The 26,623-nt window shown below is 49.1% G+C and carries 25 protein-coding genes, 1 pseudogene and 1 other annotated feature; of the genes and pseudogenes, 18 read left to right on the top strand and 8 right to left on the bottom strand.

Translation table 11 applies throughout. The features are described from left to right. The first annotated feature begins 94 nt into the window (after positions 1-94). Positions 95-499, top strand: coding sequence for a hypothetical protein (locus KNO92_RS00130; protein WP_214759617.1), 405 nt, complete (start codon positions 95-97; stop codon positions 497-499). A 23-nt stretch (positions 500-522) separates the two neighbouring features. Here KNO92_RS00130 and relB read toward each other — a convergent pair whose 3' ends face one another. After that, complete coding sequence (gene relB / locus KNO92_RS00125; RefSeq protein WP_214759615.1) at positions 523-744, bottom strand: type II toxin-antitoxin system RelB family antitoxin; 222 nt, start codon at positions 742-744, stop codon at positions 523-525. Positions 745-846: 102 nt separating this feature from the next. On the opposite strand from relB, the gene KNO92_RS00120 reads away from it, so the two are divergent. From KNO92_RS00120 to KNO92_RS00110, 3 genes are read left to right on the top strand one after another with little or no spacing between them, the layout of a single operon-like run. Next, complete coding sequence (locus tag KNO92_RS00120) at positions 847-1,548, top strand: ABC transporter ATP-binding protein (protein WP_214759613.1); 702 nt, start codon at positions 847-849, stop codon at positions 1,546-1,548. After that, positions 1,548-2,315: an ABC transporter permease gene (locus KNO92_RS00115; protein ID WP_074035973.1), complete on the top strand. Its 768-nt coding sequence runs from the start codon at positions 1,548-1,550 to the stop codon at positions 2,313-2,315. The genes KNO92_RS00120 and KNO92_RS00115 overlap by 1 nt, the downstream gene beginning before the upstream one ends. A 3-nt stretch (positions 2,316-2,318) precedes the next feature. Further along, a complete protein-coding gene (locus tag KNO92_RS00110; RefSeq protein WP_214759612.1) occupies positions 2,319-2,681 on the top strand; it encodes a VOC family protein in 363 nt (120 codons plus the stop codon). A 41-nt stretch (positions 2,682-2,722) separates the two neighbouring features. Here the strand turns inward: KNO92_RS00110 and KNO92_RS00105 are convergent, their stop codons facing one another. The 5 genes from KNO92_RS00105 to KNO92_RS00085 all read right to left on the bottom strand — a co-directional run bounded on the left by KNO92_RS00105 (position 2,723) and on the right by KNO92_RS00085 (position 5,190). After that, entirely contained in the window at positions 2,723-3,181 is a 459-nt protein-coding gene (locus tag KNO92_RS00105) for a hypothetical protein (RefSeq protein WP_214759611.1), read from the bottom strand. 109 nt (positions 3,182-3,290) lie between these two features. After that, complete coding sequence (locus KNO92_RS00100; RefSeq protein ID WP_214759610.1) at positions 3,291-3,890, bottom strand: short chain dehydrogenase; 600 nt, start codon at positions 3,888-3,890, stop codon at positions 3,291-3,293. A gap of 118 nt (positions 3,891-4,008) precedes the next feature. Beyond that, positions 4,009-4,341 carry a DMT family transporter gene (locus tag KNO92_RS00095; protein ID WP_214759609.1) on the bottom strand — a complete coding sequence of 111 codons (333 nt, stop codon included), beginning with the start codon at positions 4,339-4,341 and terminating at the stop codon, positions 4,009-4,011. An 11-nt stretch (positions 4,342-4,352) separates the two neighbouring features. After that, positions 4,353-4,661, bottom strand: coding sequence for a DMT family transporter (locus KNO92_RS00090; protein WP_214759608.1), 309 nt, complete (start codon positions 4,659-4,661; stop codon positions 4,353-4,355). A gap of 1 nt (position 4,662) precedes the next feature. Continuing rightward, positions 4,663-5,190, bottom strand: a complete 528-nt coding sequence (locus tag KNO92_RS00085) for a TetR/AcrR family transcriptional regulator (RefSeq protein ID WP_214759605.1) — start codon at positions 5,188-5,190, stop codon at positions 4,663-4,665. A gap of 116 nt (positions 5,191-5,306) precedes the next feature. Between KNO92_RS00085 and KNO92_RS00080 the strand changes: the two genes are divergently transcribed. From KNO92_RS00080 to KNO92_RS00045, 8 genes and pseudogenes are all read left to right on the top strand, one after another. Further along, positions 5,307-5,873, top strand: a complete 567-nt coding sequence (locus tag KNO92_RS00080; RefSeq protein ID WP_214759604.1) for a zinc dependent phospholipase C family protein — start codon at positions 5,307-5,309, stop codon at positions 5,871-5,873. Beyond that, complete coding sequence (locus KNO92_RS00075; RefSeq protein ID WP_214759603.1) at positions 5,870-6,157, top strand: hypothetical protein; 288 nt, start codon at positions 5,870-5,872, stop codon at positions 6,155-6,157. The genes KNO92_RS00080 and KNO92_RS00075 overlap by 4 nt, the downstream gene beginning before the upstream one ends. A 5-nt stretch (positions 6,158-6,162) precedes the next feature. Further along, positions 6,163-6,381: a hypothetical protein gene (locus tag KNO92_RS00070; RefSeq protein ID WP_214759602.1), complete on the top strand. Its 219-nt coding sequence runs from the start codon at positions 6,163-6,165 to the stop codon at positions 6,379-6,381. Between the two features lie 232 nt (positions 6,382-6,613). Next, complete coding sequence (locus KNO92_RS00065; RefSeq protein ID WP_214759601.1) at positions 6,614-7,624, top strand: siderophore ABC transporter substrate-binding protein; 1,011 nt, start codon at positions 6,614-6,616, stop codon at positions 7,622-7,624. 9 nt (positions 7,625-7,633) lie between these two features. Beyond that, positions 7,634-8,629: pseudogene (locus KNO92_RS00060) on the top strand (ABC transporter permease); the annotation flags it as partial. 6 nt (positions 8,630-8,635) lie between these two features. Next, complete coding sequence (locus tag KNO92_RS00055; protein WP_214759979.1) at positions 8,636-9,694, top strand: iron chelate uptake ABC transporter family permease subunit; 1,059 nt, start codon at positions 8,636-8,638, stop codon at positions 9,692-9,694. After that, entirely contained in the window at positions 9,691-10,443 is a 753-nt protein-coding gene (locus KNO92_RS00050; RefSeq protein WP_012727166.1) for an iron ABC transporter ATP-binding protein, read from the top strand. The genes KNO92_RS00055 and KNO92_RS00050 overlap by 4 nt, the downstream gene beginning before the upstream one ends. A 17-nt stretch (positions 10,444-10,460) precedes the next feature. Continuing rightward, a complete protein-coding gene (locus tag KNO92_RS00045) occupies positions 10,461-11,156 on the top strand; it encodes a ferredoxin--NADP reductase (RefSeq protein WP_214759598.1) in 696 nt (231 codons plus the stop codon). A gap of 3 nt (positions 11,157-11,159) precedes the next feature. Here the strand turns inward: KNO92_RS00045 and KNO92_RS00040 are convergent, their stop codons facing one another. Both KNO92_RS00040 and trpE read right to left on the bottom strand, forming a co-directional pair. Beyond that, entirely contained in the window at positions 11,160-11,735 is a 576-nt protein-coding gene (locus tag KNO92_RS00040) for an anthranilate synthase component II (RefSeq protein ID WP_214694064.1), read from the bottom strand. Beyond that, positions 11,732-13,063, bottom strand: a complete 1,332-nt coding sequence (trpE, locus tag KNO92_RS00035) for an anthranilate synthase component I (RefSeq protein WP_214694062.1) — start codon at positions 13,061-13,063, stop codon at positions 11,732-11,734. Before trpE ends, KNO92_RS00040 begins: the two co-directional genes overlap by 4 nt. Before the next feature lie 54 nt (positions 13,064-13,117). After that, positions 13,118-13,349 (bottom strand) — a binding site (T-box leader). A 118-nt stretch (positions 13,350-13,467) separates the two neighbouring features. Here trpE and KNO92_RS00030 point away from each other — a divergent pair. From KNO92_RS00030 to KNO92_RS00005, 6 genes are all read left to right on the top strand, one after another. Next, positions 13,468-13,839, top strand: a complete 372-nt coding sequence (locus KNO92_RS00030) for a nuclear transport factor 2 family protein (RefSeq protein ID WP_251126070.1) — start codon at positions 13,468-13,470, stop codon at positions 13,837-13,839. Positions 13,840-13,999: 160 nt separating this feature from the next. Continuing rightward, positions 14,000-16,729, top strand: coding sequence for a S8 family peptidase (locus KNO92_RS00025; RefSeq protein ID WP_214759596.1), 2,730 nt, complete (start codon positions 14,000-14,002; stop codon positions 16,727-16,729). Positions 16,730-16,944: 215 nt separating this feature from the next. Next, a complete protein-coding gene (locus tag KNO92_RS00020; RefSeq protein ID WP_214759594.1) occupies positions 16,945-18,261 on the top strand; it encodes an Ig-like domain-containing protein in 1,317 nt (438 codons plus the stop codon). Positions 18,262-18,891: 630 nt separating this feature from the next. Beyond that, on the top strand, positions 18,892-21,468 hold the full coding sequence (locus KNO92_RS00015; protein WP_214759592.1) for an Ig-like domain-containing protein: 2,577 nt from the start codon (positions 18,892-18,894) through the stop codon (positions 21,466-21,468). Between the two features lie 194 nt (positions 21,469-21,662). After that, positions 21,663-24,227 (top strand): immunoglobulin domain-containing protein, encoded by a 2,565-nt coding sequence (locus tag KNO92_RS00010; protein ID WP_214759590.1) that lies wholly within the window; start codon positions 21,663-21,665, stop codon positions 24,225-24,227. Positions 24,228-24,398: 171 nt separating this feature from the next. Then, entirely contained in the window at positions 24,399-26,510 is a 2,112-nt protein-coding gene (locus KNO92_RS00005; protein WP_214759588.1) for a heparinase II/III family protein, read from the top strand. The last annotated feature ends 113 nt before the right edge of the window (positions 26,511-26,623 follow it).

Here is a 26,623-nt window from a genome sequence, read left to right as displayed (position 1 = left end):
CTAATTTTTGGTCTCTTGCTCTTAGGGTTGGGAATTCGTTCAAAAGATTGAAGAGAATAAATTCAAGTTATGGATGGCGAGTGGAGGAAGCTGGATGAATGAATGGGAAAAATGGATTCCGTTAGAGTCTATTCCAGCACGTCTGTATAAAGAGTCATTAATTGATGATGGTGATTCTTTGCGAATTATCTTAAGTGATGAAACAGAGGGGCAGAAATATTCATTCCTGTTTGATTGTCTTGTACTTTCTTATCGAAACTCGGATGAAGGCTCACGAATCAGAATGTTAGAGCATTTAGATAAACATTATGCACATCTTGAGTACGGGAACTGGACGTTATTCAAAGTAAAAAATTCTAGTTATCTGGAATGGTTTACCCGAGAGTCTCTTAAACGGTATGAAAGTATAGTTGAAATGGAGCATTATGTTTTTCTAACATCAAATGATGTGATTGAAGTGCTATCGGTTGATGCTCCAACAATAACAAAGGTGGTATAGCGTAGATTTTATTTGCAAAACATTTACTCCTCGTCCAATTCTTTCATCATCTCTTCGAATGAGATTGCTTTCGATGCCTTTTGATGATACATCGTTTCGTGATATCGATTTAGGTCTCTTTCGTTTTGAATATGTTCAATCATCACATCGCGAATGAAGATAGACAGGTGCAGCTGTTTCGCTTCTACATATTCCTTGATGAATCTCGCATCTTCTTCATTGAGATGGATATTTATCGTTTCCATCACAGACACCCCCTTAATCTGATTATAACCGATTACAAACGGCATTCTTGACCACCTCATCCTCTCTTTTTTTGTACACTAGAACCAGGAGGCGATAGAAGCATGTCAATCATTGAATTCAAAGATGTGAGCCATCAAGATATTCTGCATCATGTGTCCGGGACGTTTCGGGAAGGACGAATTACGACGTTCGTCGGACCGAGCGGTGCCGGCAAGACGACGTGTCTGAAGCATATCAACGGATTGCTTTCACCAGACACGGGAACGATTTTATTCAAAGGGGAGGACATCGCGGAGATGGATATCCTCGAGCTTCGAAAGAAAATCGGGATGGCGTTCCAAAGTGCGCCGATGATTCAAGGGTCGGTGTACGACAATTTAAATCTCCCAAAAGCCATCTTCGATGAGACACTCGACCGCGACCGGGCTGCCGAGTTGCTTCATCGCGTCGATTTGAGTGAGGCGCTCCTCGACCAACCCGTCAAATCATTGTCGGGCGGGGAAAGAAGTCGGGTCGCCATCGCACGGACACTCGTCAATAAACCCGACGTACTCTTGCTCGATGAAATCACGGCGAGCCTTGATTATCGGACAGTGAAAGAAATCGAGCGACTCATCCGGAAACTGCAACAATCGTATGGCGTGACCGTCATCTGGATCACCCATGACTTAGATCAGGCGCGACGGGTGAGTGATGACATGTGGTTCTTGAAAGACGGGGAACTACTTGCGTATGGGGACGCATCGTTCATCGATGAATCGGATGATCCTGTCATCCAACAATTCGTCAGGGGGGAAGATTGATGTCATACATTGAACTTGCAACGGCGCTCATATTCGTCGTTATCCCGCTTGCCTTGACGCTCGTCCTACGACTCGGGCTCGAGCGAGATATTATCATCGCGACCGTCCGCTCTATTATTCAACTGTTGATTATCGGCTATATCTTGACGTTCGTCTTTGAGAGCGACAGTCCGATTTTCATGCTGTTGATGATTTTACTCATGATTGTCGCGGCAACGCAGAACATTCGACGTAAAGGGGACGGGATTCCGGGCATCATGTGGATTATCGTCTTGACGCTCGTGACGATCGAAGCGCTGACGATGGGTCTCATGCTCGGACTCGGCATCATCCCGTTTGAACCGGAAAAGGTCATTCCAATCAGCGGGATGGTCATCGGGAACAGCATGGTGTTGTCACTTCTCTTCTTGAACAAGTTCAAAGACGAGGTCGAGCGGAGTGACGATGTCATTGAACTTATCCTCTCGCTCGGCGGGACACCGAAAGTGGCCATCGATCGCAGTTTGAAGAATGCGATTCGCACGAGCATGATCCCGACCGTCGAGGCGCAAAAGACGATGGGGCTCGTCCAGCTACCGGGAATGATGAGCGGTCTCATCATCGGTGGGGCCGATCCTATGGAAGCGGTGCTGTACCAACTCTTGATTCTGTTCTTGATTTTGACGACTGCTTCCATTTCTGCGACGCTCGTCGGTTACTTGGCGTATCCACGCCTGTTTAACGAGAAGATGCAGTATATCGGATTGACCTATCGGAAGGGGAAATGAAGCATGATTACAGGGATTCATCATGTACAGCTCACGATTCCAACTGGAGCGGAACGAGAGGCGAAGTCGTTCTACTGCGATTTTCTCGGTCTACGTGAAATCGAGAAGCCGGAGTCATTGAAAGGGCGCGGTGGATTTTGGCTTCAGGTCGGCGACCGTTCCGTTCATGTCGGTACTGAGGACGGCGTCGAACGACAGAAGACGAAAGCGCACATCGCGTATGCTGTGACGGATTTAGGTCATTGGAAGGCGGCCCTCACAGAAAACGAGATTGTATACTCCGAAGGCATCCCGATCCCAGGGTTCAATCGATTCGAGTTCCGGGATCCGTTCGGCAATCGGGTCGAAATGATTCAAGCATTATAACAAAAGGGAGCATCCATCGCGGATGCTCCCTTTGTCGTTCTTCAAGAAATACAGAATAGCTGCGTCAATTGTCTCCATTGGTCAGGATAGGCGTTACTACCGTTATGTTCATGAATGAGTTTTCCGTTAGCGTATACGCTAAGGTTCCACTGCGTACCATCTACAGTGATGACGCCTTCGGGTTCTTCGAACACGGCTGGCCAGCGATTCGTTCCGAGTGATTCAAACTTCATACGAATTTGTTCTGCTTCTTCGCCTTCGAATTCTTCAGATATCGAAAGGGCGGATTGATCGACGTGATGAAGGACGGTACCATTTTCAAAAAAGGCCAGGGTACTCACATCAAACACACCAAAGCCACCGACACGAAAAACGGCCTCAATGGACGATTGTTCCGGACGCTTCAATCGACCGGTGAAGCGAAGTAGTCGACTTGGGAACGGGTGGCGGACGAATGGTGGAGGAATGTCAAAAAGATTGCGCAGTGTTTTGTGATTCATGAACATTCAACCATAAGTTGTCCTGAGTATAGCGGAGTTCATATGAATGAGCAGGTAAAATAACGTTCAAGGTACGAAAAAAAGCACCTCTCAACGAGATGCTTTGCTGTTAATACACTTCGTACGTTTGTCCCGTCTGCGCGCCTTCGACGCTCTTCACATAGGCGAGGGCGACCCGTTCACCCGGCACCGCCGCGTAACCACGGAAATAAGGACCATACGCATCGAGCGCTTCGACGAGAACGTTCGGGCTAACGTTGTTGATGCGAATGCCCCGTGGCATCTCAATCGCCGCACCGGTGACAAAGCCTTTGATGGCACCGTTCGCGAGTGCAGCCGATGCGCCTTCTTTGATGGGATCATCCATCAAGATTCCGCTCGTCAGTGTGAAACTGCCACCATCGTTCACATAATCAAGTCCGAGAAGGACGAGGTTGACCTGCCCTTTAATTTTGCTGTCGATACTCTTCTGATTATCTGCCGGCGTCATCTCGGAAAGTGGTCCGAAATGTGTGCTACCCGCCGTACTGATGACCGCATCGACGCGACCGACTGTCTCGTACATCTGACGGATGCTGTCTTCAGAAGTGAGGTCGACTTGCACGTCCGCTCCGTTACGCCCAGCTCGGATGATTGTATGTGTTTTCTCCAATTCTTTTGCGACGGCCTGACCGACCGTGCCGCTTGCCCCTACGAGTAAAATATTCATGTGAAAATTGCCCCTTTCGTCACGCCTAGATTCCTTTTCAGAGTAGCGGAAGGTGAGGACGTTCGGCAATCAAGTTGCTTCTAGTGAGCAACTGCTTCTCAAGTACAACGAAGATGGTTCAAACTGCGGCTTTCTGCCCTCGTTGATTCATCACGATGACCCCAAGGACAATCAATAACAGACCAATCCCGTTCAATGCGGAGAGGACTTCTCCATATACGAACACGCCGATTAGACCCGTCGCCACCGTGCCGAGTCCGGCCCAGATGCTATAGGCGATACTGAGCGGGATTGTCTTCAAGACGATGCCCATGAGGGTGAATGAGGCGGCGAAACTAACTAAAAGAATGACGCTCGGCACAAAGTTCGTGAATCCGTCCGATAGCTTCAACATCGACGTCCCAAGTACCTCGAATGCGATGGAAAAGAACAGAAAAAAATAAGCTTTCATCTTGAATCACCTCACAATTTCATAAAGACGAGCCCGATGATCACGAGCGCAATTCCGGTAACTTTTTGACGACTCACTTTTTCGTGGAAGACGACAAAGCCGATCACAGCCGTGAGCGCCGTCCCGACACCGCTCCAAAACGCATAGGCGAAGCTGAGCGGGATGGTGAAGAGCGCCAGTGATAACAAATAAAACGCCGTCCCGTAGCCGACGGCGACCCCGAGAATCGGAAGTCGATTCGTCGAGGTGGCGTTCACTTTCAACATGCTCGATCCGAATAGTTCGGAAGCGATGGCCCCAATTAAATAGATGAATCCCATGTCAGCCACCTCCTTCAAGTAACTCGTCACACGCCTCTCGGATGAGTGTCGCCGCACGATCTTTGAACGACTCGCTATATCCATACAAAACAGCGAACCAAAAACCGTCACAGAGGAGACGGAGTTTTAAAATCGCATCTTGGTCGGGACCGTCGGCTGCGAACCGTTCATTCCAACCGGTCGAGACGTTGCTCCAAATCGATTCGCTCGCCGCATCTTCTTGTGAGGAGATGAAGACAGCGATGAGATCTGTGTCTCCATGGTCGACATCATCCAATGTAGCGAGAGCGTAGGCACGAGTGAATGGATACGGACCATCCGACAAATGGTCGCTGATTCGTGATTCGAACGTCTCGATGGCCATCTCGTTCATCTGCCGCAATAAGTTGGCCTTACTGTCAAAATGATAAAGGACACCCGCTTTCGTGATCCCTGCTTTCGTCGCCAATCGTTCGAGTGACAACTGACTGATGCCGTCCTCTCGAATCATCTGGGCGGCCGTCTGCAACAACAATTGTTTTTTACTCATCGATTTACACCCCACCTTTACTTTACTGACCGTTTAGTAAAGTCATCCTACCAAATAATGATTCAGGTTGTCTAGCGAAATGACTGATGGAATAATGTGGGAAAGGGGGTGTCGGCATGGGCTCACATTTGATGCATCTCGTCATCGCGAACGAGATGGAAAACGGGTTATCAGAACTCGATGAAGTTGCATTTACACTCGGAAGTCTTGCGCCGGACGCGACAACCGAAAAAGGAGATTCACATTACTATGCGGGAAGACACGACGATTTGTCGCGTCGTCTCGATTTCGAACAATACTGGCGTGATAGCGAGGGAGAGGACCGCTCGTTTCGACTCGGTTACTATGCCCATCTCGTCGCGGACGAGATCTGGTTACAAGGGTTTTATAAAGGCTGGTTGAAAGAGGTCATCACCCAGGACCCGTCAAATCAGGCTGCCTATTATGCAGATTTTGATGCCTATAATGCTCGCCTGTCGAGACGACTAGGGGAGTTCAATTTCGAACGATTAAAAGGGAATCCGGCTTTCGATGAATTGATTGAAAAAGTCGAGCGGGACGCGGCGAAGACAGAAGAGGGGACGTACACCATGTTCTTGCCGCACCAGTTTGATGGCTATGTCGATACGTGTGTCCGCCGTTGCTTGGAGATGGTGAAACGGAAGCAGGCGATACTCATATGAACAAGCGATTTGCACCGCTATACGCGACGCTCGGACTCTTCATCTTGATGGTCATCACATTTTTTACGCTGAACGGACGGGTGTTTCCGAACCTTGAGTTGATGTCGGTCATCTGGGTATATCTTGCGATTGATGTCTTATTATTCGCCACGTTGATCTGGGGCTTGTTCACGAAAGATCGGTTGATCAAAATCTATACGCTTCTTGCGACAATCGGATTAATGATTCCGCTTTCGATTTGGATTTTTCTGTTGCTGTTGGCGAACGGGATTTCGGAGGCATGAGTTGAATGACTGAAAACGAGAAAAAATTACCTTTTGTGGCTCAAGCAGTCCCGTTTTTGATTGGTTGTCTGATTTTTGGACCAATTGGATTGGTGATTCTGCTGTTCATGTGGAGACGCTTGGAACGAGATGAACGAATCATCTATTTGATTGCTGCGCTCTTTTTCACGTTACTCGACGTTCTCGACTATTTCACAAATGGTCTACTCTATTATTTGGTTTGAGAAAATGGATCTTTCCATTTTCTTTTTTTGTGCGTGCATCTATAGAAAGAAAAATTTTCCTATCCGAATCTTGTCAAATTGGCGTTGCGTATCCTTTTTTTGTTTGATATGCTACTTGATGAAAACGACAATGATAATCATTATCACTGATAACGAGAAAGAAAAAGAGACATACATAACCAACATGGCTCGTTTTTGGTGAGAGGATCATTGAAACTTACATACAGAGGAGATGGATGAAGTGGGGAAATTTAAACTTTCACTCATGTTGACGTTGCTCGTCTTCGTACTTGCCGCATGTGGCGGAACGAGTGAGACGAAGCAAGAAGAGAACGTCGACGGTGCAACAAAAACAGAAACAGTCGAGATTACAGACGCACACGGCACAATCGAGGTACCGGTCAATCCGGAGAAAGTCGTCGCCCTTGATAACCGTACATTCGAAACATTAGCAGCGTGGGACATCGATTTGGTGGCGGCACCAATCGGACTCCTTCCAGCGGAGTCACCATATGCATCAGACAAAGACATCGCAGACGTCGGTATGCACTTTGAACCGAACTTAGAGGCGATTGCGGGAGTGGACCCGGACGTCGTCATCGTCGGTCAACGTTTCGCGGATTACTACGAAGACATCAAAAAGTTGGTACCAGAAGCAGCGGTCATCGACTTGAACATTGAAATCCCAGAAGATGCAGGGACACCGGGTGAGATCTTGGTTAAAGGATTGAAAGACACGACACTCACGCTCGGTCAAATCTTTGACAAGAACGAAGATGCAGCACAAATCGTCGCTGACCTCGACAAGTCAATCGAAGATGCAAAAGCAGCGTATAACGGAGAAGACACAATCATGTCTGTCATCGTATCAGGAGGAGACATCGGATTCTCAGCACCGGTGACGGGACGCGTGTTCGGACCGATGTACGATATCTTCGGATGGGTACCAGCACTTGAAGTCGAGAAGACGACGGGTGACCATGAAGGCGATGAAGTATCTGTTGAAGCCATCGCAGAAAGCAACCCGGACTGGTTGTTCGTCCTAGACCGTGACGCGCCACTCGGTGACGCAGAAGGAGCGGTACCGGCAGAGGACGTCATCGATAACGCACCTGCCCTTCAAAAGACGACGGCTGTGACAGAAGACCAAATCGTTTACGCGCCGAAAGACACGTACTTGAACGAATCGATTCAAACGTATTCGGAATTCTTCAACAGTGTCGCGGAAGCACTCACGAAGTAAGGTTCGATTATGCAAAAACCGTTGACAGCCAGGGTTGAGACGATGTCTCAGCCCTCCTTTTCTAAATTGTGGACGAAGTCGTTCGTATTCACCGCTATCATTGTCCTCGGTTTAGCGGTGCTGTCACTCTTTACAGGCGTATATGACTTATCTCGGACAGACGGCTTCGATATGTTTTGGATCACCCGCGTCCCTCGTACGGTCGCGCTCATGCTGACGGGAGCGGCGATGGCGATGGCGGGACTCGTCATGCAGCTCATCACGCAAAACCGACTCGTCGAACCGACGACAACGGGAACGCTTGAATGGGCAGGGTTAGGCTTACTTACCGTGTACTTGCTCGTTCCGGCACCGAGCCTCATGATGCGCATGACCGGAGCAATCGTCTTTTCGTTCATCGGAACGATGGTGTTCTTTTGGTTCTTACGTTCGGTCAAACTCCGCTCGTCACTCATCGTCCCAATTATCGGACTTATGCTAGGGGCGGTCATCTCTGCCATCTCGACGTTCCTCGGTCTATTCTTCCGAGCCAGTCAGGCGATCGAGGGCTGGTTCGTCGGGTCGTTCGCTTCGGTACAAATCGGGCGTTATGAATATTTGTGGGTCATTATCGTCGTGACGGTACTCATCTTTTTGCTGGCGAACCGCTTGACGCTCGCCGGTCTCGGGGAAGACATCGCGACGAGTCTCGGTGTGAACTATAACCAATTGATGATGATCGCGACCGGACTCATCGCCTTGTCGGTCGGGGTCGTGGCGACGGTCATCGGGAATTTACCGTTCCTTGGCCTCATCGTCCCGAACCTCGTTTCGATGTTTCGTGGGGATGATTTACGCAGCAATCTGCCGTGGGTCTGTCTCGTCGGGATGGGTGCGATTCTCGTGAGTGACTTGATTTCGCGGACAATCATCATGCCGTTCGAGCTCCCAGTCTCGCTTATTCTCGGCACGGTCGGTGCGTTCGTCTTCATCATGATTTTATTGCGGCAACGTAAAAAAGGGAGGGGTTCGATGAGTACAGTCATTGAACGAGACGGTGTTGAAGTGAACGTCGGGGCATTGACAGAAGAACGTCATGCTTCTGCGTTTCAATCGAAACGAGCGGCACGTCGCTACTGGCTCTTTTTAAGTTCTTTTATTCTCGGGGGACTCTTGTGCGCGCTCGGTCTTCTCCTTTACAACAACCCGGTCCCGATGGACTCGCCGTCATTCGTTCCGGTCGTCGAACGGCGAATCGTCGCCATTGTGACGATGCTCATCGCGGCACTGTGTCAAAGTCTTGCAACGGTCGCGTTTCATTCCGTGACGAACAACCGAATTATCACACCATCGCTTCTCGGATTCGATGCGCTCTACTCGACGATCCAGACGAGCATGGTGTTCTTCTTCGGGGCAGGGGCGTTAATCGGATTTTCTGGAACAGGCGCCTTCTTGACGCAAGTCGGGCTCATGGTGACGATGAGTCTTCTCTTATACGGATGGCTCTTATCGGGGAAATATGCGAACCTTCAGCTCATGTTGCTCGTTGGGATTATCATCGGGACAGGACTGAACTCGGTGTCGTCATTCATGCGCCGCATGCTCGCACCGTCCGAGTTCGACATCCTTCAGGCGCGACTGTTCGGTTCGGTGACGAATGCTGACGTGTCCTACTTTCCCATCGTCATTCCAATCGTTGTCATCGCCGGGACGCTGTTGTTCCTGTTTTCGAATCGTTTGAATATCGTTGCACTTGGTAAGGACGTTGCGACGACGTTCGGCGTGAATCATCGGAGAAGCGTCATCTATACGCTCGTTCTCATCTCGCTTTTGATGTCGGTGTCGACGGCACTCATCGGACCGCTCACGTTCTTCGGATTTTTAGTCGCGACGCTCAGCTATCAGGTCGCCTCGACGTATGATCATAAATACGTCTTCCCGATGGCGTTCGCCCTAGGGTTCTTCGTCCTGACGAGCGCGTATTTCTTCATGTATCACATATTCCAGACGCCAAGTGTCGTCTCCGTCATCATCGAACTGTTCGGCGGACTCATCTTCTTGGCCGTCATCTTAAGGAAGAGGTCGCTATGATTCAAATCGAACAAGTCAAAAAATCGTATACAGACGACGTCCACATCGGACCGCTCACGCTCGACATCCCCAAAGCCGGGTTCACCTCACTCATTGGACCGAACGGGGCAGGGAAGTCGACGACGCTCATGATGATTGGACGGTTACTCAACTTAGATGAGGGACAGATTCAAGTCGCCGGGATGGATGTGTCGAGCACGAAGTCGAAAGACTTGGCGAAAATCATCACGATTCTTCGTCAAGAGAACCATTTCGTGACGCGGCTCACGGTCCGGCAACTCGCCGGATTCGGTCGATTCCCGTATTCAAAAGGGAGATTGACGAAAGAGGACGAGGCGATCATCTCGAAATATATCGACTTCCTCGACTTAACCGCTCTCGAGAATCGCTATCTCGACGAACTGTCAGGTGGTCAGCGTCAGCGTGCATATGTGGCGATGGTACTCTGTCAGGAAACGGAATACGTCCTCCTCGATGAGCCGCTCAATAACTTAGATATCGCTCGTTCAGTGCAGATGATGGAATATTTGCGCCACGTCGCGGACGAGTTTGGTCGGACGATTGTCACGGTGCTCCATGATATCAATTTCGCGGCGAAATATTCGGATCGCATCTGTGCGATGAAGGACGGGCAAATCGCTGCATTCGGAACGGTCGATGAGATTATGGACGCAAAGATTTTATCGGATATTTTTGAGACGAAACTCGAAATCATCGAAGGGCCGTACGGGCCGATTGCGGTGTATTAACGAAAGGGAGAATTCACATGAAAATTGATTGGACACCCATCACAAAAGTGGTAAACGAAGCACCCGATACATACACGTTCCATCTCGCCTTGCCACCTGAGTTCACGTGGCAAGAAGGGGCGCATACGCATCTCGCACTCGAAGGATTTAACGCCGGGGACAAGCCGAACCGAAGCCTCGTCCGCCATATGTCGATCTCCACATTGCCGCACGAAGGGGCAATCGGCATCACGACTCGCATCAAGTCAGAATGCTCACCATTCAAATCCATTCTTCGGGACATGGTACCTGGGGACAAGGTCGCCTTGTTCAAGACACATTCGAACGTCCCGCTCGAACGGAGTGGAAAGAACGTCTATCTGTTGTCGGCCGGTGTCGGACTCGCGACATTCCGTCCGATCGTCCTCGAGTACTTGGCGAACGGGGAAGGTGTCCCGCATCTTTATTCATTGAACGTCGATTCGTCGAAAGCGTATCTGTTTGGTGACGTCTTCGAATCAAACGAACGCTTCACGTCCGAGTTTGTGCCGAGTCGGAAAGACTACTATGAACGAATTGAAGCGTTGGCTGCCGATCAAGATGGATTATTCTATGTCGTCGGCAGTGACGAACTGTTACGCGAAACGATTCACGTGCTCCGGACGAACGGGGTAGCCTGTGACAACATCAAAATCGACAAGCACGATTTTCAGCGTGAAGACTTTTTAGGCTGACACTCAAACCGGGGACATGCGCCCCGGTTTTTTCGTGCACAGCTGGACGAAACGTTCAAAGATACTGCGACCATCTGGTGTCCCAATCGACTCAGGATGGAACTGGACGCCATACGTCGGATGGGTCGGATGTTCGAGTGCCATGATGACACCATCTGTCGTCTCTGCCGTGACAATCAAATCCGTCTCTTGTACGACGAGAGAGTGGTAGCGCATGACATCCATCGACAAGCCTTCGAATAAGACGCCCGGTGACGTATTGATGCGCGACACTTTCCCATGCATGACCTCGTTCGCCCGACCGACGACACCACCGAACGCCTCCGCTATAACCTGATGCCCGAGACAGACCCCGAGAATCGGGACGTACCCGGACAATTGTCGAACGACCGCGAGGGAGACACCAGCATCTTTTGGACCACCCGGACCTGGAGAAAGAATGATTCCACTTGGGTTCATGCGACGGATTTCTTCTATAGTATGTTCATCATTCCGAATTACGCAGACGTCACTGAATCGGGCGACGTCCTGATAGACGTTATACGTGAACGAATCGTAATTATCGATGAGGAGAATCATGCGAACACCTCCAAAAGGGATTTGGCTTTATGCAGCGTTTCTTCGTATTCTGATACGGGGTCCGAATCATAGACAATGCCGGCACCAGCTTGGACGTGGGCCGTGTCACCTTGGATGACCATCGTCCGGATGGCGAGAGCAAAGTCGAATCCACCCCGGATGTCGAGATAGCCGACCGCCCCGGCATACACTTCGCGCTTGACCGTCTCGAGCTCGTCAATGAGTTGCATCGCCCGAATCTTTGGGGCACCCGAAACGGTACCGGCTGGAAGACAGGCGCGGAGCGCATCGATCGGTGTCACATCTGTCCGCAGTTCACCTTCGACTTCGGAGACGAGATGCATCACATTTTTGAACCGTTCGAGCTCGATGTGTTTCGGGATCGTGACTGTGCCGACTTTAGCGACACGACCGATATCGTTCCGTCCGAGGTCGAGAAGCATCCGGTGTTCGGCGAGTTCTTTCTCGTCCTGAAGAAGCGACTCCGCGTGACGCATATCTTCCTCGACCGTCTTTCCACGTGGACGTGTGCCGGCGATCGGGTTCGTCGTCACTTTGCCGTCTTCGACACGGACGAGACTCTCAGGTGAGGCGCCGAGGACGATGGCTTCCCCGAGGTCGATGTAGAACAAGTACGGGCTCGGGTTTTGTTTGCGGAGCGTCCGGTAAAAGTGGAACGGGTCACCGGTAAATGTGGCATCGATGCGTTGTGACAAGACGAGTTGGAACACTTCTCCGGCGAGGATTGCCTCTTTCGCCTGAAGGACACGGTCGATAAACTCGTCTTTTGTCGTCAAAAGCTGTTCGCTCGTCCGAACGACCGGTTCAAGGGCGTGTGTCTCCGGTGTTTCGAGCTGTTCACGAATGGACTCGAGTCGCTCGGTCGCATCGGTCTCGCTCGTATCGATCAAGACGACCTGTTCTTCGAGATGGTCGTATAAGACGACCGTTTCATAGCGCTGGAAGAGGGCGTCCGGTAAATTACGTGTCTCGGTCGGCGTGTTCGGAATCGGTTCATATACTCGGAGTAAATCATATCCGATATAGCCGACGGCACCCCCGATGAACGGATACGGTGCAGTGATATCTTCACATGTGATGCGTTCAGATAAGGCGTGGAGCGGATCGTCCGCATAGATGGTGCCGGTCGAATCTGTCACGTCGTTCCCATCGACACGGATTGTCTCGACCGGATTCGACGCGATGATGGAATAGCGGCCGTGCTTGCCTTCCGCCCGACTCTCGAGCAGGACCTTACGTTCACCTTGCAGACGGTGAAAGATTGCCACCGGTGTCAATTCGTCGCCATTGATGATCAGTTGTTGCATCGAAATCTCCTCCTTAAACTAAAAAATCTCCCCGTCCCACATGCCCGATTGGACATGAAGGACGAGGAGATTCCCCGTGTTGCCACCTTCGTTGAAAGACGCCTTGTCTTCCCACTCATCGCGAACCATCATTCGCTGTCCCCGATAACGGGAGGACCCGTCAGAGCCTACATGTCGGTCTGAACGCTCAAAAGCCCATTCACGCAAGGCACGACACCGGTTCGCATCGACCACCGGCTTTCTGGAGACGTCCCTTCGCGCTACTCTTCTTTCTCATCGCGAGTTCGTATGAATGTTATCGTTACTTTAACGGGATGAAGCTTTCTTGTCAAGACTCAAAACGCGACAGACATTTGAAAATAGATAAATTATGCTATGATGGATGGTGAAAGGAAGGTGCACCGATGGAGACACTCAACATGAAACAACTTTCTGACGACCGCGCGACGAAACAAGTCGCAGGTGACCTCGACGCGATGCGTGACTTGATGCATGACTCGTTTCGGTATGTCGACTCGAGCGGACGTCAGTTTGATAAAGAGACTTTCCTCGATCAATACGTCGACCCGACTGCGATTCAATGGATTGCCCAAGAAACGGTGACGTTCGATGAAACCGTGACAACGGACCTCGCAATCGTGAAAGTCTTGCTCGAAGAACGGTTTATTCTAGGAACGAATGCATACGAAGGACGCTTTTGGGCGCTCCATTTGTATATAAAAGAAGGCGATGACTGGCTATGGCAAGGCGGTCAAGCGACGATGATCAACGAATAATGTGTAGACACTTCTTGAAAAAGAGGTGTCTTTTTTTGAGCAGATTTACTTGTCGAAACATTGTCGAAACATTTTTGTTACACTTTTGAAACATTAACCGATATATTCCGTAGAACGATTTGGAGCATATACTCCAAGACGAAATGAAAGAGGGGAAACTATGAAAACGAGATTCAAGCAGTTCTTGGCGATGATGACAATCCTCGTCCTCGTCCTGTCGTTCCTTCCACCGGTGTCAGCCGACAAAGGGGAAGGCATGAAGGAGGCCACCTTACTCAATCCAGGAGAGGCGGTCGAGTTCACGACCGAAATCGAACCGGTCAACACGTATTGGTTCAAGATGGAACGTGTCGCGTCAGCGATGACACATATGGAAGTCACGTTCGAATCTTCCAAACTCGCGAACATCAGCATCTATCCGAACGCCGAGATGGCGGCGAAAGATGAGACGTTCGATCGCTATCGCGCGAGTGCAACGAAAGAAGAGGGAGAACAGACGGCCAAGGTCCCGTTCCCATTCGCTTGGGAAGGTCCATACTACATCAAGGTCGAGTATATGCCGATGGACCTCGGTGACGGGATGATGGATATTCCGGCAGAAGAGATGCCAGTCGGTGAAGAACCAATAGAAGGGGAAGAACCGACAGAAGGAGAACCAGGAGAGGGTGAAGAGCCGCCAGCACCGGATCTCTCGATGTTCGCTTCAGACATCAAGCTCGTCGTCAATCCGGTTAAACTTCCAGTGAAGTACGAAGAAGTCGGTGGTGACATGTGTGCCGTCGAATCGATCGTACAACCGGTACCAGAGCGTGACTCGATGCTCAAACTCATCCGTCGTGTGCAGTCAGAAGTACTCGGCAAATCACAAGAAGGTCGTGACTTATCAGCGCTTTACTACCGTGCCTCGCCTTACATCGTCAAAGCCATCACGTTTGATGGGGAAAAACGAAAAGCGGCACTCACAGACTTGAAGACACTCCGTCCATTGTTGACGGCGCTTGTCGACAAAAAGGACTACACGCTGAAGACGCAAGATGCAGCGGCAATCAAACGTCTCCATTCACTTGTTGATGGAAGCGTTCCGACGGCGCTCCAAAGTGAGATTGGTGAAATTGCGACAGCGCTCGAAATGGACTCGCTCGCAGGAACACCCGTATCCGATCTCTTTGGGAAAATCGGCATGACGATTCAAACAGACGGTCAAGACGCACCGCGTTATATCGTCAAATATAAATCGTCACCGAGTAAGTCTCTTGGCAAGATGAATGCGATGAATAACGTGTCGGCTGAGCGAATCGCGATCGGTTCGCCATCGGATTACTTTGCGCTCGTCGATGTAGAGGAAGCTTCTACGAAGATGCAGGCACAAGCGAAGTCGACACTCGAATCAGATCAGAACGTGGAATACATCGAACCGGTCCAGACGTACAAATCGTTCGCAACGGATGTGAGTCTCGATTACCAATGGGCCATCAATTCGAAGTCGATTCTCAAACCGTTCCAGGATGCGGGAATCGGTCTTGATCGCTATGAATCGTTACGATTACCGGGACGTGCCGTGAAAGTGGCCGTTCTCGATACAGGAATCGACCATCGTCTGCTCGATTTACAAGGGAAGGTCGATATCGCCAACGCGAAGAACTTTGTCGACCCGAACGGGGAAGGCGACGCGATTGATGACCATGGGCACGGCACGCATGTCGCTGGTGTCATCGGTGCTATTCGAGACAACGGTGTCTCGATGCGTGGGATCGTTCCGAACGTCTCGATCTTACCTGTCAAAGTTCTCGATGCGGGTGGTTATGGGGATACGGATCAAATCGCACTGGGAATCAAGTACGCGGTCGACGCTGGGGCGAAAGTCATCAACATGAGCCTCGGTGGAAATGAGAGCCGTACACTCGGATATATGTTGAAGTATGCACATGACCGTGGTGTCATCATCGTGGCGGCGACGGGGAATGACGGACAGTCACGTGTGTCTTATCCGGCGTCTTCGAAATACACGATTTCAGTCGGGGCAACGAACTCGTTCGGAATCGTCTCAGATTACTCAAACTATGGGATTGATGTCGATGTCGTCGCACCAGGTTCTAAAGTGGCGAGTCTTGTTCCAGACGGAAACGTCGTTTATATGGACGGGACGAGCATGGCGACACCACACGTCGCGGCTGCTGTTGCTCTCTTGAAATCACAGCATCCGAACATGACGGTCGAAGGGGCACGTTCGATCCTTCGCCGTACGGCACAACCTCTCGCGTTCTCGGGTGGCGACGCACCAAGTGACCCACGAATGGAAGATGGATTGCAGTATGTGCTCGATGAGTTAGAACGTCCTCTCCTTCCGTACTATGACGTCGTGAGCGGATACGGGAAAGTCGATGTCTATCGCGCCGAGTCGATGCTCCAACTCGCACCGAAACCGAATCGAGTGTATGACAATGCGCCAGTCTTCTCGGCTAAAGTCAAATCTGGGACGCGCGTCACGCTCTATAACGGGACGAAGCGTATCGGTTCTGGCGTTTCAAAAAATGGTGCAGTCACGATGTCGATCGCACCTCAACAAGAAGGGGCTGTACTAACGGCTCTCTACACAAATGGTAAATTCAGTACGAACGAGCGGCTCATTGTCATGAAAGGACTCCGTCCGAAAACGGCACAGGTGAACGCCGTGCGTGCGAAGGCAAAACAAGTGACTGGTAAAGCTCAGGCTGGGATGACGGTCGTCATTCGCGACCAGAAGAAACAAGTCATCGGAAAATCGAAAGTGACGTTGAATGGCACATATGTCGTGAAGACGCGAGCGTTGAAGAAAGGTGAACGCCTGATGGTTCATGTGGAGGACGTGACGAAGAAGGTCAGTCCGGTCACAACAATCACGGTTCGATAAAAATAGGAAATTACTGAAAAATCATACACGATTCTTCAATATGTAATCGAGTATGCATACAGCGCGACACAAAAGGATTCCTTTTCTATAAGGAATCCTTTTGTGTTTTTAAAAAATATGATTAAAAATAGAAAATTATGTACCTATTTTTAAAATAATCCATTAAAATAAAGATGTTGTCTGAAGAAAACATTATTTAGGAGGAACATCTTTTCATGAAACAACCAAAGTACTTATCTTTATTCTTAGCGGGGACACTCGTTCTCGGCGGCTTCGCTCCAACATTCGTTGCAGCTGAGACGAATGAAACGGTCGTCGACACGACGGCACCTGAAGCACCAGTCGTAGAAACACCACTTCACACGTCGACTTCGTTGAAGATCACAGGAGAAGTCGGGACGAAAGCGGAGATTCTCGTCGCAAACAAAACATATGAGCGTGTCGTACGTTCAACTGGGGAAGCGATCTTCACGATGTCACCACAGCCTGTCGGTCGCGTGATCACAGTCCGTCTCGTCGATGCGAGCGGAAACGTAAGTGAAGAGACGAGCGTCGTCGTCGCAGAAGACCCAGAACAACGTCCGGAAGCACCGGTCATCAACACGGTCGATAACTCGGCACGTGCGATTGTTGTCACAGGGGCACCTGGAGTAGGCGTGACGGTCACAGTCGGAGGAAGCACGTTCAACGGATCATTTGATGCGAACGGTCAATACCGTCGCGTGATTGCGCTTCAAAAAGTAGGAACGCCTTTATCAGCACAAGCGAAAGCGAAAAGTGGAGCACTCAGTGAACTCGTTCAAACAACGGTCGTTGCTGACAAAGTTGCACCTGCAAAAGCTCGTTTGACACAAGCCGTGACGACGACATCGAACGGAATTGCTGGAACGGCAGAACCGCTTGCGACAGTTGTCGTAACGATTGACGGAAAAGCATACTCGGCACCGGTCATGTCGACTGGGAAGTTCGTACTCCCGATTCCAAAACAACCACTCGGTAAGAAGATGACCCTCGCGGTACGTGACGGTGCTGGTAACTACAGTGCTTCTGAGACGTTGACGGTCCAACATGCACTCTTCAACAACTTCTATCGTGTGACTGATGAAGGATTCCGTGCAGTCTTCCATAAAGAAGTGTTCACATGGGACGGCTCGACACGTTACAACGAGACATTTGCGCCGCTCTTCATTGACCGCCCGTCGAAATCGAATATGTTGTTCTTATTGAGCAACTACACAGAATATGAAGATGTGGTTGGATTCAATAAGCTTCGCATCCGTGTAGGGAATGCGACATACACAGAAGCAATCGATGAGTGGGATGTCGATTACTATGAGTACGAAGACGGATCAGTAGAAGAATCATACTGGTTTATCCCGAGCGCGAAGATGATTGCTTTCATTAAACAACACGTTCGTCCAGAGAATCGAATCGTCATCACAATCGAAGGATACGACTATGATGTGGAGTGGGCGTTGATTGCTGGCGAGAAGCGTGCCTTCATCCAGTCGCTTCAATACGCAGGATATTAATAAGAAGAAATATGTTACTAGCCGTAGGTGAATCATTCACCTGCGGCTTTTTTGTGTTTCATGGATAGGTCTAATGGAGGAGTGATGACGAGTGGGGATTCCCTTTAAAAGGTTTTAAAAGTTTGGTCAATGTAAAATTTAGGATTAAATAAAGTCAAAAAATACACAAATCAAAAAATAGACATGGAAATTATACATAAATCCATATTATTCATTTAAATATACAAATAATGTATATAAATGAATTTACGAATGATAAATGGCTTAAATTCGCCCTTTTTCGACGCATTTCGACATTTGTAAAATAGGTGAATTTAATATTGAATAATCTCCAATATCGAGAAATTCAAAATCATTCCCATTTTTGCGAAAAAAAACGCTTGTGCTAGCTGGAAGCGTTATGTATATTATGGATGTAAGGTTTTCCAAGTTCATACTTGGTAAATTGTTCAAGGGTCACCTCTTGAAAGAATACCTACCCGTTTCGATGAAGCTCAAGACCTAAACGATCAAGTTGCATAAGTCATTCGTATGAGCGGCGTATACATATAGGATCTTTAGCGGGGGGAGCGTCAGCGTAGACGAGTAGAGACAAACACGTAACATAACCAAAGGGAGGATTTACACAAGATGGCTAAGAAATCATTCAAGCTAGTCAAAGCGTCAGCAGCTCTTGCTGTGACGGCAGCAGCCCTTACACCAGTAATGGCAGCAGAAGCATCAACTTCAACAGTTGAACTCAAAGCAGAGGTTGTACTCGGCGGGAAGTTCAAAGAAGCACTCGCACTCAACACACCAGCTGGCGTTGAAATCAAATGGGGCAAACACCTCGTTACTGCAATCAACAAATGGCAAACAGTTAAAGGTCAAGGTTCTGATGGAAAGACTTACATCAAGAAACTTTACGCTCGTAACTACCCACTCTACATCCTCGACCAAAATCTTGGTGAAGTAGAAGCTGGTTCTGAACTCGAGAAGCCATCAATCCGCGTTATGTACCGCGACGGAAAAGTTTACACACAAGCTCCTGAGCGCTTCACAATGAGCTCAACGTACAACACGAAAGATGAAGGCGAGCAAAAAGTTCTCATCTCTTACAACCACAACGGGAACCGCATCACTTCATTCTTGACTTACACAGTTGTTGCTGGAGAAGTTGAATTCGAAAACATCTCTGCTTCAGTTAACCAAGCGACAGAAGTTCTTTCTGTAAACGCTGACGTGAAAAACCTTAAAGAAGACGAGAAGGTTGAACTTCACGTTTACGCTAACAAAAACACTGCTTCAGCTCCTATCGTGAAGGAAGCAACTGTTACTAAAGAAGGTAAATTGTCAGTTTCTGGCCAATTCCCAGTTGGTACACACTCATTCCAACTCGTTTCTGGCGAAGTGAAATCTGATCTTCAAAACTTCACTGTTGAAGCAGCTATGGTTAAACACGTAGATGCGCTCAACGCAAAAGAACTTCAGGTTACGTTCAACAAGCCAGTTGACAAAGATGACGTTGCTGGGAAAGTAGCACTTGAAGGTGAATCGTTCACATCTGCAGTTCTTTCTGAAGATGGCATGGTTCTTACACTTACTTCAGCTGACGAGCTCAAAGTCTCGAACGCGAAATTGACTGTTGCTCCAATCAAGACTAAAGCTGATGCTAAAGTAACAACTGCAGCATACAACGCAATCTTCTCTGCTGCTGACACGACAGCTGCTTCTGTAGCGGGCGTTAAAGCTGAAGGTACAACTGCTGAGATCATGTTCTCTGAGCCAGTTAAATCTGCAGGTGTTGTCAGCGTAAACGGTGTTGAAACAACAGGAACGCTTTCAGCTGATGGCAAAACACTTACACTCACAGGTCTTACTGCTGAGAAATCATACCGCGTTGACCTCGTTGGCGTTAAAGACTTCGCGTACAACGTATCAAACCCAATCGCACTCAACTTCATGGTTTCAAAACCAGTTGTTGACAACGTGAAACCAGCTGTTTCTGGTTCATTATCAGGAACTACAGTAACACTCAACTTCTCTGAAGAACTCAAGTCTACTGGTACATTCACAGTAAACGGTGCTTCTTACAACTTGGTTCAAGATAAAGACGTGAAAACGAAGTACACAGCAGACGTTAAAGCTGCTCTTGGTACAGCTACATTCTTGAACGCATCATTCAAAGTTTCTGGTTACGAAGATAAAGCTGGAAACAAAGGTGACGACTACACGTTCTCTGGATTGATCCAAGGCGATACAACGGCTCCTTCATTCACTGGTGCTTCTGCTAAGATTCTTGTTGCAGACAACACATCAGCTTCAACTGATTTAGATGCTGTTTACCTCACGTTCGATGAGAAAGTGAACTTCAAGGGCGACCTTAGCATCACGTCAATCGACGGAATCATCCAAAGCAACCCAGTTGTAATCCCTGTTAACCAAACTACTGACGTAGGTGTCGATGTAGACGGAAACGGGAAAATCGAAGGTGCTGAAGCTTACACAATCAAAGTACCAGTTGACCTCGATGAGTCTTCATCTTACGTCTTCACAGTTGCAAAAGACTCAGTCAAAGATCTTTCAGGTAACGCGTTGACTTCAACATTGTACTTCAACGCAATCACAGGTAAATTTGTTCCTGCTACACCAGAAAGCAAAGCAATCGTTACAGGTACTGTAGTTGTTGAGAAGTCTACACTCGTTCTTACATTCAGCGAGAACATGACGACATCTGCACTTCAAGCTTCTAACTACACGTTCGGTGGTTCAGCGCTTCCTGCTGGCACAAAGCTTAACTTTGTAGATAGCTTGAAAGAAGTACACGTGAAGTTGCCAGCTGGTTCGGTAGCTGTTAACGGGAAATATGTCTTGGAAGGTAAAGACCTCGTTTCAACTGCAGGCAACACGCTTAAAGACGGGAAGATCTCTGATCTCTTGTTAGTATCTGAAAACGTGGCACCAGTTGCGACGAAGATCGACGTTATGGCGAGCAACGAGTTCACAGTATCGTTCTCTGAAAACGTAATGGGATCAACTGAAGGAATCATCGTTAAAGTGAACGGTGTGACTGTTACACCAGCTTCATTGGCTGTTAACGGTAACAAACTTACAGTTAAAACATCTGCTAACTTCTCAATGACTGATACTTTGTCTGTTGAGTTCAAAGATGCGAAATTGGCTGACGCAGCAGGTAACGTGATTGTTAACGCAACAATCACTAAATAATCGTTGACCCTCCCTTAGGGTTAAATAGAGCAATGTCTTCGGACGGAGCCATCTTGTAAACCGATAGTGCCTCGGCACTATCGGTTTTTTACTTTTATTCTAAAAAATAATTCCCCTTTTCTACAAAACAAATTATACTTTTATTGTCATCAAATTAATCTTTTACCATTTTTTTAAGAAAAGAGGAAATGTACGTGAAACAATTACTGTGGGCACTTCTACTTGCCGTTTTTCTTCCTATATTTAGTTTGCCTGATTCGGTGGAAGCGGGTGAGCCGCTTCCGAATCATTATCGAATTTCTAATAGTCCTTACGTCATCACGATGGATGGAAAGGAACTTTATCACGTGGAGACGGGGGAACGCATTCCGTTATCGACCGAATTGGATTTACACTGGTCCAATGATAAAAATGCTGTGATGAGTGTGGACGGTCAGCATCTCGTCGTTACCATCGGATGTGGCATTTGCTCAACGAGCAGTTACATCATCGACCTTGATGGGCAGATCACATCGCATTGGGTCCCAGAAAATTATCGAATCGTCGGAGCGGACGTCGCACATGATCGACTTTTGTGGGCGACGTGGACAGAAGTGATCATGACGAATCTTCAAGGTGATGTCATTTGGAAGCGTTCCGACCTCGGGACTGCTGTCACGTTATCTACCGATGGTCAGACAGTTATTGCGGCACAACATGATTTGTTGAAGATTGACCGTGTGAACGCAGTGACGGGTGAAACGGAATCGACTCAAACCTTTGATGTGAAGGTTCAAGTTCGTGATAAGGAAGCGCTCGCCTTTGACGGTGTCATCGCTTATCCAGAGCAAGGTTACGTCTACCTTGAGGCAACCCGACAACTGATCGCGCTTCCTGAGTGGTATAACGTACAGTATGCAGAAGAAGATGGATTCTTACATTGGTACTCGCAAGGCATGTACGGGGTCTTACATACTGCAACTGGAGAATTGAAGACATATAATCCAATCGTCTACCCGACGCTATTCCCTGGCGTTTTAGCGTTCTCGGATCAGACGATTCCGCTTTCTTCTTATAAACAAATGCCGACTCAACTAGAATTCGAAGTGGATAAAGGGGCAAACACAGAAGGTGACCCATACCTATATGTCGACCGCTCATATCCAATAACGTTCAAATCGACGAATCTGGACGGGGTGACCGAAACGATTCCGTTTGAGCGCTTAAGAGCGAATAAATCGAATGAAGTCACTTCACCACAAGTATTTTCGTACGTGACGGACGTCAACTATGACCTCACGTACATGGGGAAAACGTTCAGTGGGACGCTCTTCTCCTACAATCTTGGGGACGTTTCGATTCGTAAGTTCGGACTTGCGGGTGAAATCGTTGGACAAACGGCACCACGCGCAGGTGTGACGGTACGAGTTCATCAAGACGGAAAAGAACCGATCCAATATTCAACGAAAGCGACGTTATCTGGTGAATTCCGAATGACGACGGAACGACTAGCGCCAGGGACGACGTTCACGGTGACGAGCCTGGCGAGCAGGACAGCGGTGTATCGCCAAACGTTCACCGTACCGGTTCCGAATCCAGAAGCCAACACGATTGAGGTGTTAGGAGACTCTGTCGAAACGGGTGTCATGTTTAAAACCGTGCCGAACGGGAAAATTGACGTCTTCGTCAAAGAACAGTTCCATTCGTGGTACGACACGATTCAAGCAGACGCCTCGGGCATTGCGCGCGTGACGGGAACAGTCGATCCGCTCGCAAAAGGCGTCAGTGTGACGTATGCACCAGCGGGCACGGAAGGGGTGGAGAAAGAGCTCGTTGTCTTTGAGTGGGCTGAGCCGACCTTCACGTTCCAGGTGACACCAAATGCAGGTGATACGACATTATCCTATGCGTCTACAGCTAAAGGCATTACGTACAAGACGTATGTCAACGATGTGTTCGTCGGGGACGGTCGCACGCTGACGTTACCGAAGGCGCTTCAAGATGGTGACGTGATTCGTACTGTCGCTACGGTAGGAGACCGCTCGACAACAACGGAGCATCGTGTCGTTGCAGTTGGACCGACGATTCTTCAGGTGACAGATGTCGCAATGACGGCGACACATACGGTCGTGAGCGTTCGTCGTGACGTGAAGGCAGACCTTCAGTTCTACATCAACGGAAAACGCACGACGGCGACGCCGGTCTCCTCGACGCGATTCACGGTTCCGGCACGACCTGGGGACATCGTCCTCGTTCGTCTTGTCCGTGGAGGCAAAAAGCTAGATACTCGTCTTGCGTTACCGAAAGTCACGTTCAGTAACATCCGTCTCCATGACGAACAAAAAACATGGATCGGTATGGTACTTCCAAACAGCTCTGTCACGTTGCAAAACGGCTCGACACGAATCGCGAGCGGGAAGAGTTCATCGACAGGACGTGTCGTCATGAACTTGGCGCCTCAACCGATCAAGTCGAAAGTCACACTCGTCAGTAAGCGAGGTATGTATCGTTTCGTTCAGACGGTCTACGTGAAGGCGGGGCTGACGCCGAAGTTCACGGTGACGACGCCGACGAGCACGTCACGTTCGGTCACGGTGAACGCCAATATCGATTATGGCAAAGTGACCATCTATCGCGGGTCGACACTCCTCGCGTCGAAGACGGTGACGTCAAAATCGACATCTGTCTCGATGGCAGCTCAAAAATCAGGCACACGTTTGACGGTCCGGATGACGACGCCAAAAGGTCGTTCACAGACGATTTACGTCACGGTACGCTAACATTCAACGTCTATCTCATTCAATGGGGATAGGCGTTTTTTATATGGGCTACGTGATTGGCTAGTGAGAACTGTTGTTACGTAGTAAGATTAAAAATTCGCTTTTCTTCTTTTTGAAAAAAATCCCTTTTAGTCATGGTATGATGGTAAAAAAAGATAAATGAGGTATTGGATGAATACATATGGTAAAGGTGCACTCTTATCCACGGTGCTACTTCTCACGACAACTTCTGCTGGTGCAGAAGAGGTGGCACGTCCGTTCTTTACAGAAGTATCAAAAGAAACAACCGTGTATCGATTGTTGCCGGATAAGACGATGAAACCGATCGGGAAACTGATACCGAATGAACAATATACAGTCGTCGGTGTGTCCGGTGGCTATTATCAAGTGGAGGTGAACGGGCGACGCACGTACGTCAAAAAACAAGAGATTCCGTTAAAGGCTCAACTTCTGACGAAAGCAGTCGTCTCTGACGGACAATACGAACGATTGCTTCATAACTATACGGCGCGTGTCGAAAGACGTGAGGTCCCGTATTACTATGGATTTTTGACAAAATCGCAAGCCGTCAGCCAAGCGGACTCGGCAATAAACGGAGTGTGGCGCATCGGGGCAACCCCGGGCAAACAAATCGTGGAAGACATTCATACGTTCGACTGGGAGCGTGACATCACTGTTGGTGATTCGACGTCGTTCATGTTCCAAGTGCAATACTGGATGGTATTGAACCAACTGACGATGGCGTATCACTACACGAAAGACACGAGCTATTTAGCTTACGGAAAGGCATTCGTCGATAGCTGGGTCAAGCAATATCCGACCGACGCGTATCGTCGCTATCCGAACGCGTATCACCAACAAGGGACGGCGATTCGTACGTTCCATCTCATCAACTTTTGGAATCAATACAAGAAGTCTCCTTTAAATAACGACGCAGCATTCAGCGCTCGTGTGCTCCGAACGATTGAAGGGCACGGTGAAATCTTGGCGGACGCGAAATTTTATCGGGAACGACACAATCATGGGATCTTCCAAGACATGGCGTTGACGGATATCGCTCAGACGTTCCCTGAGCTCGAACAATCATTCTTTTGGAATGAGCTCGCGACAACTCGATTGACGACACAGTTGGATCACTCCTTAAGTCCTGACAACGTTCATCTGGAGCATTCACCAGGATATCAGGTGTATACGTATGAGATGCTATATCGCTTCAATCGCTGGATCGAGGCGAACGGCTTCGTGACATCTCCTCGCCTAGAGGCCGTCAAACGAATGCCAGAGACGCTCGTCCATTTGATGAAACCGAACCGGACGCTTCCGCTCTTCGGGGACACGACGGGTGAACCGCGGACGACGTCGATGATCTCGACATTGCGCGACTATCCTGAACTACTTTATGCGGTGACGGGAGGAGCGGAAGGGGTGCGACCGACGGAACGCGTGAAGCAACTTGATACGCAATACGCAGTGTTGCGTGAACATTGGGGAGAGTATGAGCCTCTCGCCGATGCGGTCTCGCTCATGATGACGGCAGGGTTCCATAATACGGCCCATAAACATCAAGATGACCTCAGCATCGACCTGTATGGATACGGACGCGATTTCATCGTCGAGACCGGACGATATGGGTACACGAACCGACCGGAGCGAGATACTGCCGTCCGTGTCGAAGCGCACAACACGGTGAACATGGGATCTCGTCAGCTCACGCTCCATTCGAGTACAATCGGGAAAAGCGGGATCACCTCGGTCGAGGAAGTCGATGGATTACAGCGTGCGAGTGGATTCAGTGACTTGATGGGGCAAGGGATTCATCATACGCGAAGCATCGCACACGATTTAGACGGCACCGTGCTCGTCGCGGATACGATTCAAAGTGACGCCCGCGTCCCGTTCACGCAACGTTTCCATCTCGGGGTCGGTCTTGAACCGGTCGAAGAACGTGAAGGTGAGATGCTTTTCCGTGATGCGGAAGGGCGAACGCTCCAGATGATTCAACTACCAATCGCTTCGACGGGTACGGTGCGAATCGAACCGAGTTTTGTCGCCTATCGTGATTTCGAATGGAAGCCACGTCACCAAGTCGTTTCGACAAAAACTGGGAAAGGCACCTCGTTCGTCACCTTGTTCCATCTTTCGAAGACAGGGACACGCGTCACGTTCTCGAACGTGATGGAGACAGAGACGGCTTACGTCGTGAACTACTCCTTGTCGAACGGTCAATCTCGTACCGTCGAAATGCCGAAAGGTGTGAATGGGGAATTAGATGAAACGCTCTAACAAAACGTGGAGAAGATGCCAATTTGAACTGCCCCATAAAAGTTGGACACGAAAATCCAACTTTTATGGGGTGTTTTTTATGACCAAATATTCAAAGGCATTGAAAGTCCAGA

This window comes from Exiguobacterium sp. s129 (assembly GCF_018617585.1).
Lineage (GTDB): Bacteria > Bacillota > Bacilli > Exiguobacteriales > Exiguobacteriaceae > Exiguobacterium > Exiguobacterium aestuarii_A.
The sequence above is the reverse complement of the archived record's forward strand: the minus strand, read 5'-3'. Positions and strand labels throughout refer to the sequence as shown.

What these genes read in the sequence shown, in the direction of transcription:
- KNO92_RS00130 (WP_214759617.1), top strand. Translation starts at nt 95, where the DNA reads ATGAATGAATGGGAAAAATGGATTCCGTTAGAGTCTATTCCAGCACGT.
- relB (WP_214759615.1), bottom strand. Translation starts at nt 744, where the DNA reads ATGGAAACGATAAATATCCATCTCAATGAAGAAGATGCGAGATTCATC.
- KNO92_RS00120 (WP_214759613.1), top strand. Translation starts at nt 847, where the DNA reads ATGTCAATCATTGAATTCAAAGATGTGAGCCATCAAGATATTCTGCAT.
- KNO92_RS00115 (WP_074035973.1), top strand. Translation starts at nt 1,548, where the DNA reads ATGTCATACATTGAACTTGCAACGGCGCTCATATTCGTCGTTATCCCG.
- KNO92_RS00110 (WP_214759612.1), top strand. Translation starts at nt 2,319, where the DNA reads ATGATTACAGGGATTCATCATGTACAGCTCACGATTCCAACTGGAGCG.
- KNO92_RS00105 (WP_214759611.1), bottom strand. Translation starts at nt 3,181, where the DNA reads ATGAATCACAAAACACTGCGCAATCTTTTTGACATTCCTCCACCATTC.
- KNO92_RS00100 (WP_214759610.1), bottom strand. Translation starts at nt 3,890, where the DNA reads ATGAATATTTTACTCGTAGGGGCAAGCGGCACGGTCGGTCAGGCCGTC.
- KNO92_RS00095 (WP_214759609.1), bottom strand. Translation starts at nt 4,341, where the DNA reads ATGAAAGCTTATTTTTTTCTGTTCTTTTCCATCGCATTCGAGGTACTT.
- KNO92_RS00090 (WP_214759608.1), bottom strand. Translation starts at nt 4,661, where the DNA reads ATGGGATTCATCTATTTAATTGGGGCCATCGCTTCCGAACTATTCGGA.
- KNO92_RS00085 (WP_214759605.1), bottom strand. Translation starts at nt 5,190, where the DNA reads ATGAGTAAAAAACAATTGTTGTTGCAGACGGCCGCCCAGATGATTCGA.
- KNO92_RS00080 (WP_214759604.1), top strand. Translation starts at nt 5,307, where the DNA reads ATGGGCTCACATTTGATGCATCTCGTCATCGCGAACGAGATGGAAAAC.
- KNO92_RS00075 (WP_214759603.1), top strand. Translation starts at nt 5,870, where the DNA reads ATGAACAAGCGATTTGCACCGCTATACGCGACGCTCGGACTCTTCATC.
- KNO92_RS00070 (WP_214759602.1), top strand. Translation starts at nt 6,163, where the DNA reads ATGACTGAAAACGAGAAAAAATTACCTTTTGTGGCTCAAGCAGTCCCG.
- KNO92_RS00065 (WP_214759601.1), top strand. Translation starts at nt 6,614, where the DNA reads ATGGATGAAGTGGGGAAATTTAAACTTTCACTCATGTTGACGTTGCTC.
- KNO92_RS00055 (WP_214759979.1), top strand. Translation starts at nt 8,636, where the DNA reads ATGAGTACAGTCATTGAACGAGACGGTGTTGAAGTGAACGTCGGGGCA.
- KNO92_RS00050 (WP_012727166.1), top strand. Translation starts at nt 9,691, where the DNA reads ATGATTCAAATCGAACAAGTCAAAAAATCGTATACAGACGACGTCCAC.
- KNO92_RS00045 (WP_214759598.1), top strand. Translation starts at nt 10,461, where the DNA reads ATGAAAATTGATTGGACACCCATCACAAAAGTGGTAAACGAAGCACCC.
- KNO92_RS00040 (WP_214694064.1), bottom strand. Translation starts at nt 11,735, where the DNA reads ATGATTCTCCTCATCGATAATTACGATTCGTTCACGTATAACGTCTAT.
- trpE (WP_214694062.1), bottom strand. Translation starts at nt 13,063, where the DNA reads ATGCAACAACTGATCATCAATGGCGACGAATTGACACCGGTGGCAATC.
- KNO92_RS00030 (WP_251126070.1), top strand. Translation starts at nt 13,468, where the DNA reads ATGGAGACACTCAACATGAAACAACTTTCTGACGACCGCGCGACGAAA.
- KNO92_RS00025 (WP_214759596.1), top strand. Translation starts at nt 14,000, where the DNA reads ATGAAAACGAGATTCAAGCAGTTCTTGGCGATGATGACAATCCTCGTC.
- KNO92_RS00020 (WP_214759594.1), top strand. Translation starts at nt 16,945, where the DNA reads ATGAAACAACCAAAGTACTTATCTTTATTCTTAGCGGGGACACTCGTT.
- KNO92_RS00015 (WP_214759592.1), top strand. Translation starts at nt 18,892, where the DNA reads ATGGCTAAGAAATCATTCAAGCTAGTCAAAGCGTCAGCAGCTCTTGCT.
- KNO92_RS00005 (WP_214759588.1), top strand. Translation starts at nt 24,399, where the DNA reads ATGAATACATATGGTAAAGGTGCACTCTTATCCACGGTGCTACTTCTC.